Genomic DNA, 14,000 nt, shown 5'->3' on the forward strand with positions numbered 1-14,000 from the left:
AGAACAGTCTTACAATTCACTGCTGATGGAATCCGCGATTTTACGAAGATCCTCTGGGGTGTAGTTGCTTTGATTTGACTTCCAAACTGCTCCAAATCCATCTCCTTCACCGTATCGAGGAATTAGATGCATATGGAAGTGGAACACTGATTGTCCAGCTTTTTCACCATTATTATTCACAAGATTTAGACCAACCGGGTGATAGGCATCTTTAAGGGCATTGGCAATCTTCGGAGCCACTTTGAATAATTCGCTTGAAATTTCGGGAGTTAATTCGTATAGGTTTTCCTTATGTACCTTTGGAATGATTAATGTATGTCCCTTTGTTACTTGGCTAATATCTAAAAATGCTACCACGTGGTCATTTTCAAATACTTTCGCAGCCGGAATATCTCCATTCACAATTTTGCAAAAAATACAATCGCTCAATATTTGTCCCTCCTAATCATATGTATGTATATTTTACCATATTATTTAAACAAATAAGAGGGCAGGATTCGCAAGGAATCCCGCCCGTTCTTGAAGGGGAAAGCTTTTTAATCGTTCTATAGCAATAAATTCTCTTTGATAAACACCTCATTTAAAAATGATTTGTCTATAGAGATTTCGATCCTTTGTTCAAGCGAACCATCCCCTTATCTTTATATGTTTTACAACTTATAAAGCATAGCAGATTGGTCTTTTGCGAACACCTCATTTATAAAAATGTGGTTAGATCAAAGCATATAGGAACGTTTAACGTATCGTGAATGATTATTATCGCCCACTGACACCTCATTTCGATGATTGAACATCTACTTGTTGTTCCCCTTCGAATATTATCATGCCCGCATTAAGAGGTTCTATACAAAAAGAAATGAAATATTTTTATAAATGCCTATTTCTATTTTTTAGAATGACATTTTGTTAAAATGGTGCTAACAACTAATGGAGGAAGATAAATGACACTTTTGCAGCTTTCAAATATAACCGGTGGATATACTAGAAACCCTGTTTTAAAAGACATTTCTTTTGATGTGAAAGCGAATGAAATAGTTGGTCTAATTGGACTTAACGGGGCAGGCAAAAGCACAACCATTAAACATATTATTGGCTTGATGGAGCCACAATCGGGTGAAATTACGATTAATGGAAAAGCCATACATACAAGCAAAGAGGAATATAGACGAGAATTTACGTTTGTACCAGAAACTCCCATTCTTTATGATGAGTTAACATTAGATGAGCATTTACGGTTAACAGCTATGGCATACGGATTAGATGAAAAGACCTTTCAGGAGAGAAAAGAAACTCTGTTAAAGGAATTTCGAATGAGTAAGAGGCTAAAGTGGTTTCCTGCTCATTTCTCAAAAGGGATGAAACAAAAGGTAATGATCATGTGTGCCTTTTTAGTTCAGCCCTCTCTTTACATTGTGGACGAACCCTTTGTAGGGTTGGATCCACTTGGAATTCAATCTTTGTTAGATCTGATGAAGAAGATGAAGGAAAGTGGTGCAGGGATATTAATGTCTACCCACATACTTGCAACGGCGGAAAGATATTGTAATCGGTTCGTTATACTGCATGAAGGAAAGGTACGGGCGAAGGGTACGTTAGCAGAATTAAGAGAGCAATTTTCAATGCCGGATGCTACACTGGATGATCTTTATATTCAACTCACAAAGGAAGAAGACTATGTTTGATGCACATAAGCTGTGGAGGGAACGTCTCGGAACAGCAAGTAAAGAAATTGGTCGTTATTCTCGATATATCTTTAACGGCCATATCGTCATTGTTCTTGTATTTTTATTAGGAACGGCTGCTTTCTACTATCAAGAATGGGTAAAGACGTTATCAGGCGATTTTCCTGTTGCCTTGTTAATGGCAATCATTTTATCCCTAGTGGTTACAATTAGCCCGATTTTTACTTTTGTGGTTGATCCTGATAAAATCTTTCTTCTTGCCCTTGAAGAAAGACTACAATCATATTTTAATCGCAGCATTCTTTTGAGCTTTTTTATTGGCTTGTATATGTTAGTACTTTTCCTCGGTGTCTTAATGCCGATTTACGCTCAAGTAACAGGAAGTGGGTTTCATCATTTCCTCCCATTCCTTGTCGTTTTAGCTGGGCTAAAACTGTTAAATCTGTATATTAGATGGACAGTGCAATATTATGTGGAGGAGTCTACTCAAAGGCTAGATACAGTCATTAGATTTGTGGTGAATGGAGTATTTTTATACCTTTTGTTTAATCAAGCAGCTATTTGGTTCATTGGAGTTGTCGCTTTTTTATTACTTCTTCTTTTCTTTACATACTATAATCAAACAAAGAAAAAAGGCTTAAAATGGGAGCGTCTTATTCAGCTAGAAGAAAGAAGAATGATGTCATTTTATCGCTTAGCTAATCTTTTTACAGATGTTCCTAAATTAAAGGATGAGGTAAAGAGACGCAGATGGCTGGATTGGATTCCCTCCAGTTTGCCGTATCAACAAGATGCTACATTTTTACATTTATTTGTACAAACTTTTATCCGAGGTGGAGATTATCTTGGATTATGGACACGCTTAACCGTTATTGGAGGACTTGTCCTTTATTTTGTCACTTTTGGATATGGACAAATTCTTTTTGTTGTCTTGTTTATTTACTTAACAGGTTTTCAATTGCTTCCATTGTGGAATCACCATCAAAATAAGCTATGGATACAATTATATCCAGTAAGAGAAATAACGAAAAAAGGCTCTTTTCAGAAGCTGCTATTTAACGTATTAAGCATTCAATCCTTATTACTCTCCGTTTTCATTGTATTAAAGGGAGAATGGCTTGTCAGTGGGCTTGCATTGATTGCTGGAATTGCATTTAGTTATTTATTTGTTTATCAGTACAGTCATAAAAAGCTGACGTAAATTTTAAAAAGCTGGTTACACTATGACTACCCAGAATAGAAAGGGGAGTCATGATGGAAAATACAAGTCAATTTGTTGAAAAACTGGCAGAAGATAAAAAAAAGGACCTGAAAAATAAGAAGCGTGGGGGAAATGGTCACCCAGAGAAAAGGCTTCCGAATAAGCAGCATTAGGTTGAAGAAGGCGATTGCCTTCTTCTTTTTTTGAAACAAAAATCTTGTTTTAAACGTATAAAAGAAAGGAGGGGAAATTTTAATGAACGAATACGAATTAAAGGCATATCATGAAATTGTTTTATGGAAACGGAAATTATTAAAAAAATCACCATTCCTTCAGCGAGTATCTAAAAAAGCACAAGGAAAAATAAATGAATTAATCCCTGCAAAGGCGCATCAAATCATTACTGATAGTATTAAACAAATGGTTAAAGCTCTACTAGTAGGATCGTATGTCACTACAAAGAAAGAGAATAGGGGAGGTTCATCTTTAATGGAAAAAGATAAAATGGCTGCTGAAAAACTTTCCTTTTACCGTAAAACAGCAACACTAGAGGGAGCGGGAACAGGGGCGGGAGGTATATTTTTAGGTTTAGCTGATTTTCCGCTACTACTATCCATTAAAATGAAGTACTTAAGTGAAACAGCTACTATATACGGTTTTAATCCCGAAAAGCTTGAGGAACGAATATTTATTTTACAGGTGTTCTCACTCGCGTTCTCAAGTGATGAAAAAAGGCTGGAAACATTAGAGGTGATTGAAAATTGGGAGGAAAGAAAACAAAGTTATGAGGAAGTGGATTGGCAATCCTTCCAACAAGAATACCGAGATCATATTGACTTTATAAAAATGCTTCAGCTAGTCCCAGGGATTGGAGCCGTTGTAGGGGCGTATGCGAACTATAATCTTCTAGACTCTTTAGGAGAAGTGGCAATGAACTGTTATCGACTGCGTTTACTTAAAATGGCCCCACTGCCTGAGTAGTAGGGCATTTTTTTTTGCTTGAGACAATAAGGCTTGATCAAAAGTGAGGGGGATTTGAACAGGAAAGACAAGGAGAAGGGTGAGTCAATCCGAATAGGGGGTTGATTCGGACAGGAAAGGCAAGGAGAAGAGGGAGCTAGTCCAAATGCAGGGTTGATTCGGACAGGAAAGGCAAGGAGAAGAGGGAGCTAGTCCGAATGCAGGGTTGATTCGGACAGGAAAGGCAAGGAGAAGGGTGAGTCAGTCCGAATAGGGGGTTGATTCGGACAGGAAAGGCAAGGAGAAGAGGGAGCTAGTCCGAATGCAGGGTTGATTTGGACAGGAAAGGCCAGGAAAAAGGTGAGTCAGTCCGAAACAGGGGTTTATTTAGACAGAATTAGGTTCAAAATGCTTTTCGATGTCTTAAACACAGGCTACTTTAAAAGGAAAAAGCTTGGAGGTTATCTCCAAGCTTTATTTATAGTTAATGGCAGCTGACCCAAGCGTTTTAGCAGCTACGAGTAGTGCTTGTTCATCAATGTCAAATTTCGGATGATGATGTGGGTAAGCAATCTCCACACCAACAGGCTTAGCCCCCGTAAAGAAGAAGGTGCCTTTCACATGCTGGAGATAATAAGCGAAATCTTCTCCACCCATTTGGAGCTCTGCCTCTTCTACTACTTTGATGTCTTCCATATCCTTTGCTAGTTGAACTAGATACTCCGTTTCTTCATTATGGTTAACAACTGCCGGATAACCTTTTATATACTCATACGAATAAGAGCAGTCGGAGGCAATGCAAGTCCCTTTTACAATGCGTTCGATTTCGTCAGCGATAAAATCACGAAGGTCTTCGTTAAATGTGCGGACGGTTCCGATTAATTTTGCTTTATCCGCAATTACGTTAAATGCATTGTCTGCGACAAAGGATCCAACGGTAACGACCGCCGACTCTACTGGACTAACACGTCTACTTACGATCTGTTGTAAATTGGATACAAGTTGAGCGCCAACAACAATGGAATCCTTTGTTTTATGTGGCTGTGCTCCGTGTCCCCCTTTGCCTTGGACGGTAATCACAAATCGATCTGCTGCTGCCATAATAGGACCTGTTCGGTATTGGATTTTTCCTGTAGGCTCGCTTGCCCATAAATGCGTACCAAAGATAACGTCTACCCCTTCAAGACAACCCGCTTCAATCATGGAAGCCGCGCCTCCTGGAGCGTACTCTTCTGCATGTTGATGAATCATAATATATGTACCGTGAAGATCGTCTTTTAATTCATGGAGTACTTTAGCTAGGACAAGTAGGGAGGCTGTATGACCATCGTGCCCACAAGCATGCATAACACCTGGAACAGTTGATTTGTAAGGGACATCCTTTTCATCCTGAATAGGAAGTGCATCAAAGTCTGCACGTAAGGCGATTGTTTTTCCAGGATAGTTTCCTTGTATCTTTGCTACTACTCCATTGCCACCGACACCTCTTTGAACTTCCACGCCGAGTTTTTCGTAATATGATGCGATAAAGTTAGCCGTGTTCACTTCCTGAAAAGAAAGCTCTGGATGCTGATGTAAGTATCTTCGAATCTCAACCATTTCAGGATAATAATCTTCTAGCTTCGTAAACAGTGTCGTAAGCAAATTAATCCCCACTCCTTTTTGCTAATTTCAGATAATTATAACATTTTTTTTGCTGGAAAAATGGTGAAAGTTTGCTAGAATGTTGAATGAATTGTAAAAAAGGGGATTTGATGACAGGTATGAATTTTATTTATTCTAAAAGGGCTCATGCAATTTCAGTATTATCATTGGTATTATCTATTTATTTCTTTGCTGTTGCTAGTGGTGAGGGAGGATCTTCTTTTGATACGTGGAGTCAAAAGGTCATTAGTAATTTGTTTGGAACATCTTCACATACTTTTTTCGAAATAATATCTGAATTTGCCTCAAAGCAAGGGATTGGTATCGTTGCATTACTATTTATCAGCTGGTTATGGTGGAAGAAAAAAGATTATACAGCTATGGCTGTATTCGTTTTAGCCATTGCATCAGGAAATATGGTTAATAAGTATATAAAGGATTTTGTTGGAAGAGAAAGGCCATCCACTGCACCAGCTGAGGATTTGTTAAGTCTAAGCTTCCCAAGTGGTCATGCCATGGTAGGGATTATTCTATATCTGCTGATAGTGTATTTTCTTGTTAATCATTTGAATAAGAAGTCTACTCAAATCATGATTGGAACAATTATTGGTGTATTGGTGCTTTTAGTAGGGATAAGTAGAAATGTTCTTCTAGCTCATTATCCTTCAGATGTATTTGGGGGATTTACGTTAGGATATCTTTGGACATATGTATGGATTATTATTTATGAAATGATAGGGAAAAAACGAAAGACTACCTACAGGTAGTCTTTCGTTCGTTAAATAGATAAAAACTTCACACAAACAGCATAAGGAACGGTAATGTCAGATTGAAGCAGACTTAGTTTACCAGTTTCTTTGTCTCTAGCAAAAAGGACAAGATTGCCTGACTCTTGATTAGATGCAACAATATACGATTCTGTAGGGTCTAGTGCAAAGTCACGTGGCCAATCACCTTCTGTTGGTGTATGTTCTAAAAATGAAAGGGAGCCATTTTCGTCTGCAACAAAGCTCGCAATACTATTATGTCCTCGATTTCCAGCGTACACAAATCGCCCATCAGAGCTGATGTGAATCGCGCTTCCTTGATTGTTTTCGGTAAAACTTGAAGGAAGTGTAGAGATGGCTTGAATTTGTTTTAAGCTACCGTTAGATGAATCGTATTGAAGGACAAGTACTTCTCCACTAAATTCTGTCATCACATAAGCGAGTGGTTTTGTTGGATGAAACACAATATGTCTTGGACCACTTCCAGGTTTCACAGAAAGTTCATAAACTAGAGATAATTGATCTTCTTTCAGTTCATATGTAAAGATCTTATCAATTCCAAGTTCAACTGCCACCACGTATTTTCCATCAGGAGTTAGGCCAGAGTAGTGTGTATGGGACTTTTCCTGTCTAGGATCTGGACCGCTTCCAGTGTGGGCAACACTTGAAGAAGCAGGTTGAATTTCACCCGTTTCTGGGTTTACCTTATGCACTTCAACTGTTCCTTTATGGTAATTCGCGGTAAACAGTGCCGTATTATCCGGGTTAATTTCTAAGTGACAAGGAGGAGAACCAGCCGACCCTTGATCATTAATTTTTTGAAGCTTTCCTGTACCTTCTTCAATTGAAAAAGAAGTTACTCCACCAAGATCACCGTTTTTTGAAACCGAATAAAGAAATTTGTTATCTCCGGTAATAGAAACATAGGTAGGGTTTTCTACTTTACCAGCAAGTTCAACCTCTTCTATTTTTCCTGATTTTGTGTCTAAAACAAAGCGATAAATCCCTTCGCTATCACCTTTTGTGTACGTTCCTACATATCCAATTACTTTATCAGCGCTACTCAAGGCATTCCCTCCAATAAATTAATATACAATGTTATCCTATTCTTACAGTCATTGAAAATCAAGAAGGAAGTCTTATTTTAATTATCACCTTGACAAGAAATAGCGAGTAATGTTAACTTTTCAGAAAAGTCCGTAGAACGAAACTAAACATATTTTAGAAAGAAAAAGATTCTAGGGGAGTAGGTTCGACATGATTATTTCTCGTCTCACGATGATACTCGGAGAACTGATAGGAGCGAAGGTGCCTATTACGAGCGAGTATTTAGCTAGTGTTATTAAAGTAACATCAAGAACCATTCGAAATGATATGAAAGACCTTCAGGCAATCCTTGAAAAGAACGGTGCAGATATAAAATCAGTACGAGGAACAGGATATGAACTAGTTGTAAATAATAATCAACAGTTTATCACCTTTATAAATGAAGTGTTTCAAGATACGGCTGAAACGAGCGTTGGGAGACCGGACTCACCTGAAGAACGGATAAGGTATATTATTACGAGGCTACTTCTAACAAATAAATTTGTAAAGCTTGATCACTTGGCTGATGAAATATTTGTTAGTCGCTCAACCATCTTAAATGACGTAAAGGATATTAAGAAAATCCTCTCACGGTATGGATTAAGTTTAGAAAAGAAACCTAATTATGGTTTAAGGATTAAAGGTGATGAAGTCAAGGTCCGCTTTTGTATGTCGGATTATATTTTTAATAAAAAAAGGGACGAACTTGATATTGTTAATGAACAATTGAATATCCTAACCAAGGAAGAAATTCTAATCATTCGAAACGTCATTTTAGCGCTTATTAGAGAGCATCATATTACCCTATCTGATGTCGGGTTAAATAATTTAATTATCCATGTAGCAATTGCTTGTAAGCGTATCCGTGAAGGAAATCATGTGTTATTGTATTCAGATGAGCTAAATGAAATCATTGGACAAAAAGAATTTTCTGTTGCTGAAAAAATTGTAAAAAATCTAAGTGAAAGCCTTATGGTTGATTTTCCAGAAAATGAGGTCGCCTATATAGCGATTCATCTTTTAGGTACAAAAATGATTGAAAAATCACCTGGTGAGCAAGTGGAGAAGGTGATTGATAAAAAAATTGCTCAGTTAGTATCCGACATTCTTGCAAAAATCGATGAAAAGCTGTCATTAGGAATTAGCGAAGATAAAGAACTCTTGGAACAAATGTGTCTACATATTAAGCCAGCAATCAATCGTTACCGTTATGGAATGAACTTGAGAAATCCAATGATTGATGAAATCAAGGCTAATTATCCAGTAGCGTTTCAAGCAGGGCTCATTGCGGGTAAAGAGTTAAAAAAACAGCTTAGTATTGATATAGACGAGAATGAAATTGGATACTTAGCCCTCCATATAGGAGTAGCCATGGAGCGAAAGCAAATCCACCATGGTCCGAAAAGATGCTTAATTGTTTGTGCATCAGGAGTAGGTAGTGCGAGATTGCTTTACTATAAGCTTCAGTCAACCTTTGGACCGAAGCTTGATATTGTTGACACAACCGAATTTTATAAGCTTCAGCAGATGGATCTACATGATATTGATTTTATTATTAGTACAGTACCTATTCAGCAAAAAATGTCCGTTCCAGTTATTCATGTGAACACATTTTTAGGTGATCAAGATTTAAATAAAATTAAGACGGTTGTGTCAGAGCAAACGACAACCCTCGAGTATACAAGGGAAGAACTAGTATTCTTACAACAAGCACTTTTATCAAAAGAAGAAGTAATGTCTTACATGTTTTCGAATTTGAAAGATATGGGTTTGATAGATGATGTTTTCATTGAATCAGTGAAGGAGAGGGAATCTCTTTCTTCCACCTCCTTTGGAAATTTTGTAGCTATCCCACATCCATTAAATCCATTAACAGACGAGACATTCTGGTCGATTTGTACCTTACAAAGGCCAATAGAGTGGGACGATAAACTTGTACAATTTGTTTGTTTACTTAGTGTAGAAAGAGATAGTAGCGGAGATTTACAAAGAATGTACGATATGCTCGGTAAAGTGATCGATGATCGTGAGCTGGTACAACAATTAATAAAGGCAAAGTCCTATCATGAATTTAAAGACACCTTCTTAAAGCTGTAGAGGCTGGTGTCTTTTCTTTTAAAAAAGGAAATTCATTGTAAGCGATTACTTTGTGTGTCAGTAAAGGAGGACTTTTGATGAATATTTTATTATGCTGTGCAGCTGGTATGTCAACAAGCTTACTAGTAAGAAAAATGAATCAAATTTCAGTCGATCAGGGGGAAAATAATAAAATCTGGGCAGTACCCGGGGATGTTGTTTATAAACATATAAAAGATGCAGACGTTATCCTACTAGGACCACAAGTTCGTCATTTACTGCCTGAACTGAAGAGACTTGGAGATAAAAAAGGAATTCCAGTGGAAGTGATCAATACTGTTCATTATGGAACTTGTAATGGTGTAGAAGTTTTAAAATATGCAAAACTATTAAAAAATATATAAAGCGAAAACAGGGTGATAGGCTACCTGTTTTTTTTATGTAAAAAAGAATTCAATAGCCATTTCCTTTGAGAAACGGAAAAATGATAGATGTAGGTGAAAGCGTTTTACACTTACAATAAAGACATCAAGAAGAGAACCAAAGCAAAACAATAAAAAGTAAGCCTTCTTGATATCAGTCAATCTTTCACTTAAACGCTCTCAGAATAAGAGAGTATTCGAGAATATTAGGAGGAATTATGATGAACATCTTATTATGTTGTGCGGCAGGTATGTCTACAAGTTTACTAGTAACAAAAATGGAAGCGGCTGCAAAAGAACAAGGCCTTGAGTCAAAAATTTGGGCAGTAAGTGCAGACCAAGTAAAAGCAAATATCGATCAAGCGGATGTATTGCTTCTTGGACCACAAGTACGTTATCTATTACCTCAAATGCAACAACTTGGAAAAGAAAAGAATATCCCGGTTGATTCTATTAACCCAATTCACTACGGAATGTGTAATGGGGCAGAAGTGTTAAAAACAGCTGTAGCACTAAAAAACTAAATATCTCTTTATAGAGAAGGGAATGAAACGTGATGAATAAGTTTTTAGGTTTCCTTGAATCAAAGTTTATGCCTTTTGCTGGTAAATTAGCCGCACAAAGACACTTAGGCGCTTTAAAGGATGGAATTATCCTAGCAATGCCAATGATTATTATCGGTTCTGTATTCCTAATCTTGGGTTTCCTACCGATTCCAGGTTACGCTGAGTTCATGGCAAGTGTGTTCGGAGATCAATGGTTAGCAAAACTAATGTATCCAACAGATGCAACGTTTAACATGATGGGTCTAATTGCAGCATTCGGTATTGCATATCGTCTAGCTGAGCGGTATGGCATTGACGCCATTACAGCAGGAGTTATCTCCCTTTGTGCATTCTTACTAGCTACACCATTCAATGTACCGTTTACTCCAGATGGAGCAACAGAAGCAATTGCAGTTGGAGGAGCGATTCCAGTTGCATTTATGGGAAGTAAAGGACTTTTCGTAGCCATCTTAATCGCATTATTCTCTACAGAAGTATATAACCTTATTCTTAAGAAAAATATCGTTATTAAAATGCCAGATAGTGTTCCACCAGCAGTAAGTAAATCGTTTGTTGCACTTGTTCCTGGTTTTATCGTTATTACTACGATCTTCCTTATTCGCTTAGTAATTGAGTACTTTGGAATCAGCAGTATTCATGATGTGGTTCAATTAGTACTTGGTAAGCCACTTGGATTATTAGGTGGAAGTTTAATCGGTTCAATTGTTGCCTACATGCTTATTATGATGCTTTGGTCTGCAGGTCTTCATGGAACAAACATCGTTGCAGGTGTACTAAGCCCAGTTTGGTTAATGGCAACAGAAGAAAACCAAATTGCGTTCCGTGCAGGTGAAGAATTACCGAACATTTTCACATCACAATTCTTTGAAGTATTCGTCAATATCGGTGGTACAGGTGCAACATTTGGTCTAGCGATGCTCATGCTTTTCTGGGCAAAGAGCCAACAAATGAAGGCGCTTGGTAAATTATCGGCTGGTCCTGGAACATTCATGATCAACGAACCAATCATCTTTGGTACGCCAATCGTAATGAACCCATTACTAATCGTACCGTTCTTCTTAACACCAATCGTGTTAATCATTGTAACGTATTACTCAATGAAGTTAGGTTTAGTTGCGAAGCCAGCAGGTATCGCGATTCCTTGGACAACGCCACCAATTATCGGTGGATACCTAGCAACTGGAGGTAAAATCTCAGGTGCGGTCATGCAGGCTGTCAACGTCGTTATCGCTCTAGCTATCTACTTCCCGTTCTTCAGAATGTGGGATAAGATGAAGCATCAAGAAGAAGGCGGAGTAAATAATTCATCAAAAGTGAGCTAATTAAACATTAAAAAAATAGTAGAAGTATTCTCACATGAGTTTGTGTGAGAGTGCTTTTTATACGGAGGGACTTACAATGGCAACAATGGAAGAAACAGTATTTCAGATTATTTTACATGGTGGAAATGGAAAAAGCTCTTCAATGGAAGCGATCGCAGCAGCGAAGCGTGGAGATTTCACAGAAGCACGTGCAAAACTACAGGAAGCTGCAGATGCATTAAACGAAGCACACCATGTTCAAACTTCATTGATTCAAGGTGAAATTAGAGGAGAAAAAGTAGAAATTTCTCTATTAATGGTTCATGCTCAAGATCACTTAATGAATGCAATCACATTAAAAGATTTAGCAACTGAATTTGTGGATCTGTACGAAACGATTAAGTTAGAGAAAGTTTCTAGCTAACCTTTTGTTTCAGTAATTTCTGCGGAAAGAAGCATAATAACAAAGAATTGGTTCTGGTGTAATAGCATCAGAACCATATTCATTACTTATGGAATAAGGGAAAAGTGAAGGAGAGATTATCATGATACATAAGCAATTAAAGCCGTTTCCTAAAAATTTCCTCTGGGGGGCAGCTTCTGCAGCTTATCAAGTAGAAGGTGCATGGGACGAGGATGGAAAAGGACCATCAAACTGGGATTTATTCGTACGCATACCTGGAAAAACATTTAAAGGAACAACGGGTGATGTAGCAGTCGATCATTACCATCGATATAAAGAAGATGTGCAGTTAATGGCAGAAATGGGAATGAAGGCATATCGTTTTTCTGTAGCGTGGACAAGAATTCTTCCACAAGGAAAAGGGGAAGTTAATGAGAAAGGTCTAGAGTTTTACGACAATCTGATCAATGAGCTCGTAAAGCATAATATTGAACCTGTTCTTACGCTATATCATTGGGATCTGCCTCAAGCGTTACAAGATGAATATGGTGGTTGGGAATCAAGAAAGATTATAGAAGATTTCACGAATTACAGTAACATTTTATTCAAGCGATTTGGTGATCGTGTTAAGTATTGGGTAAGTTTAAATGAGCAAAATATTTTTACGATGCTTGGGTATCAGTGGGCAGCTCATCCACCAGGAGTAAAGGATGACAAACTCTTTTATCAAGTAAATCACCATGCTAATTTAGCAAATGCAAGCGTCATTAAAGAATTCCGTAAATATGTTCCAAATGGGAGAATCGGTCCGAGCTTTGCTTATTCGCCTGCCTATGCTGCCACATCAAAGCCATCAGATATATTAGCCGCTGAAAATGCAGAGGGATTTTCGAGCCATTGGTGGATGGACGTATACGCGTGGGGGAAATACCCAGAGGCAACTTGGAACTATCTAGAAAAAAACGGATTGGCACCAAAGGTAGAAGAAGGCGACTTTGAATTATTAAAAGCTGGTAAACCTGATTTCATGGGTGTAAACTATTACCAAACAACCACATACGAAGAAAACCCGCTTGATGGAGTAACAGAGGGCCATTTTAATACATCAGGGAAAAAAGGAACAACAAAAGACAGAGGAATTCCAGGTGTATTTAAAACGGTCAAGAATGACAATTTAGAAAGAACCAACTGGGATTGGAATATAGATCCGGTTGGACTTCGAATTGGACTTCGTCGCATACAAAGCCGATATGGCCTGCCAATCTTAATCAGTGAAAACGGGTTAGGGGAGTATGATAAGCTTGAAGAAAATGATGTGGTAAATGATGAATATCGTATTGATTATATTCGAACACATCTAGTAGCCATTCAAGAAGCGATTTCGGATGGTGTTGAGATGATTGGATATTGCGTATGGTCATTTACCGATCTTTTAAGCTGGTTGAATGGATTCCAAAAACGTTACGGATTCGTTTATGTGAATCAACACGAAGAAGGAGAACACGACCTTCGTCGAATCAAGAAGAAAAGCTTTGGATGGTACAAATCCGTGATCGAATCAAACGGTGAGAAGCTATAAGCATATTAGGAGGTTTTAATGATGGCAAAGAAAACTTTTACAGTAATTGATGAAACAGGTATTCATGCAAGACCAGCAACACTTCTTGTGAGCACGGCAAGTAAATTCAACTCAGATGTGAAACTAGCTTACAAGGAAAAGGAAGTTAACCTCAAGTCTATCATGGGTGTCATGTCTTTAGGTATTCCTAAAGGTGCATCAATTACAATTACAACTGAGGGTGCAGATGAAGAGGAAGCGTTAAAAGGTCTTACGGATGTATTAGCTAAAGAAGGACTTGCTGAATAAAATCAAGTAGCCCCATTCAATTTTT

At 37.8% G+C, this 14,000-nt stretch carries 15 protein-coding genes; 12 read left to right on the plus strand and 3 right to left on the minus strand.

Annotated features, from left to right (window positions below; all coding sequences use genetic code 11):
- Positions 1-9 precede the first annotated feature (9 nt).
- The gene (locus ACQ5H4_RS19010; RefSeq protein ID WP_430776563.1) at positions 10-429 is read right to left on the minus strand and encodes an HIT family protein; all 420 of its coding nucleotides are present in this window, start codon (positions 427-429) and stop codon (positions 10-12) included.
- Positions 430-941: 512 nt separating this feature from the next.
- Here ACQ5H4_RS19010 and ACQ5H4_RS19015 point away from each other — a divergent pair.
- The 4 genes from ACQ5H4_RS19015 to ACQ5H4_RS19030 all read left to right on the plus strand — a co-directional run bounded on the left by ACQ5H4_RS19015 (position 942) and on the right by ACQ5H4_RS19030 (position 3,864).
- Positions 942-1,682 carry an ABC transporter ATP-binding protein gene (locus ACQ5H4_RS19015; protein ID WP_430776564.1) on the plus strand — a complete coding sequence of 247 codons (741 nt, stop codon included), beginning with the start codon at positions 942-944 and terminating at the stop codon, positions 1,680-1,682.
- A complete protein-coding gene (locus ACQ5H4_RS19020) occupies positions 1,675-2,883 on the plus strand; it encodes an ABC transporter permease (protein WP_430776565.1) in 1,209 nt (402 codons plus the stop codon). Before ACQ5H4_RS19015 ends, ACQ5H4_RS19020 begins: the two co-directional genes overlap by 8 nt.
- A 53-nt stretch (positions 2,884-2,936) precedes the next feature.
- Positions 2,937-3,056, plus strand: coding sequence for a DUF4023 family protein (locus ACQ5H4_RS19025; RefSeq protein ID WP_430776566.1), 120 nt, complete (start codon positions 2,937-2,939; stop codon positions 3,054-3,056).
- Positions 3,057-3,138: 82 nt separating this feature from the next.
- Complete coding sequence (locus ACQ5H4_RS19030) at positions 3,139-3,864, plus strand: EcsC family protein (protein ID WP_430776567.1); 726 nt, start codon at positions 3,139-3,141, stop codon at positions 3,862-3,864.
- Between the two features lie 453 nt (positions 3,865-4,317).
- Here ACQ5H4_RS19030 and ACQ5H4_RS19035 read toward each other — a convergent pair whose 3' ends face one another.
- On the minus strand, positions 4,318-5,487 hold the full coding sequence (locus ACQ5H4_RS19035) for a M20 family metallopeptidase (protein WP_430776568.1): 1,170 nt from the start codon (positions 5,485-5,487) through the stop codon (positions 4,318-4,320).
- A 110-nt stretch (positions 5,488-5,597) separates the two neighbouring features.
- Here ACQ5H4_RS19035 and ACQ5H4_RS19040 point away from each other — a divergent pair, with 110 nt between their 5' ends.
- A complete protein-coding gene (locus ACQ5H4_RS19040) occupies positions 5,598-6,254 on the plus strand; it encodes a phosphatase PAP2 family protein (RefSeq protein ID WP_430776569.1) in 657 nt (218 codons plus the stop codon).
- 11 nt (positions 6,255-6,265) lie between these two features.
- Here ACQ5H4_RS19040 and ACQ5H4_RS19045 read toward each other — a convergent pair whose 3' ends face one another.
- Positions 6,266-7,321: a lactonase family protein gene (locus ACQ5H4_RS19045; protein WP_430776570.1), complete on the minus strand. Its 1,056-nt coding sequence runs from the start codon at positions 7,319-7,321 to the stop codon at positions 6,266-6,268.
- A 190-nt stretch (positions 7,322-7,511) separates the two neighbouring features.
- On the opposite strand from ACQ5H4_RS19045, the gene ACQ5H4_RS19050 reads away from it, so the two are divergent.
- The 7 genes from ACQ5H4_RS19050 (at position 7,512) to ACQ5H4_RS19080 (ending at position 13,975) form a co-directional block, all read left to right on the plus strand.
- Positions 7,512-9,437 (plus strand): BglG family transcription antiterminator, encoded by a 1,926-nt coding sequence (locus ACQ5H4_RS19050; RefSeq protein WP_430776571.1) that lies wholly within the window; start codon positions 7,512-7,514, stop codon positions 9,435-9,437.
- 77 nt (positions 9,438-9,514) lie between these two features.
- Entirely contained in the window at positions 9,515-9,820 is a 306-nt protein-coding gene (locus tag ACQ5H4_RS19055; protein ID WP_430776572.1) for a PTS sugar transporter subunit IIB, read from the plus strand.
- 239 nt (positions 9,821-10,059) lie between these two features.
- Positions 10,060-10,362, plus strand: coding sequence for a PTS sugar transporter subunit IIB (locus ACQ5H4_RS19060; protein WP_160548206.1), 303 nt, complete (start codon positions 10,060-10,062; stop codon positions 10,360-10,362).
- 32 nt (positions 10,363-10,394) lie between these two features.
- Positions 10,395-11,726 carry a PTS cellobiose transporter subunit IIC gene (gene celB / locus ACQ5H4_RS19065; protein WP_430776610.1) on the plus strand — a complete coding sequence of 444 codons (1,332 nt, stop codon included), beginning with the start codon at positions 10,395-10,397 and terminating at the stop codon, positions 11,724-11,726.
- A 76-nt stretch (positions 11,727-11,802) separates the two neighbouring features.
- Positions 11,803-12,129, plus strand: a complete 327-nt coding sequence (locus ACQ5H4_RS19070; RefSeq protein WP_066054491.1) for a PTS lactose/cellobiose transporter subunit IIA — start codon at positions 11,803-11,805, stop codon at positions 12,127-12,129.
- A gap of 121 nt (positions 12,130-12,250) precedes the next feature.
- Positions 12,251-13,687, plus strand: coding sequence for a glycoside hydrolase family 1 protein (locus ACQ5H4_RS19075; protein ID WP_430776573.1), 1,437 nt, complete (start codon positions 12,251-12,253; stop codon positions 13,685-13,687).
- A gap of 21 nt (positions 13,688-13,708) precedes the next feature.
- Positions 13,709-13,975, plus strand: coding sequence for a phosphocarrier protein HPr (locus tag ACQ5H4_RS19080; protein ID WP_119707141.1), 267 nt, complete (start codon positions 13,709-13,711; stop codon positions 13,973-13,975).
- Positions 13,976-14,000: the final 25 nt, after the last annotated feature.

The sequence above is a fragment of the Bacillus coreaensis genome, assembly GCF_050586445.1.
In the GTDB taxonomy this organism is placed as follows: Bacteria; Bacillota; Bacilli; order Bacillales; family Cytobacillaceae; genus Robertmurraya_A; species Robertmurraya_A coreaensis.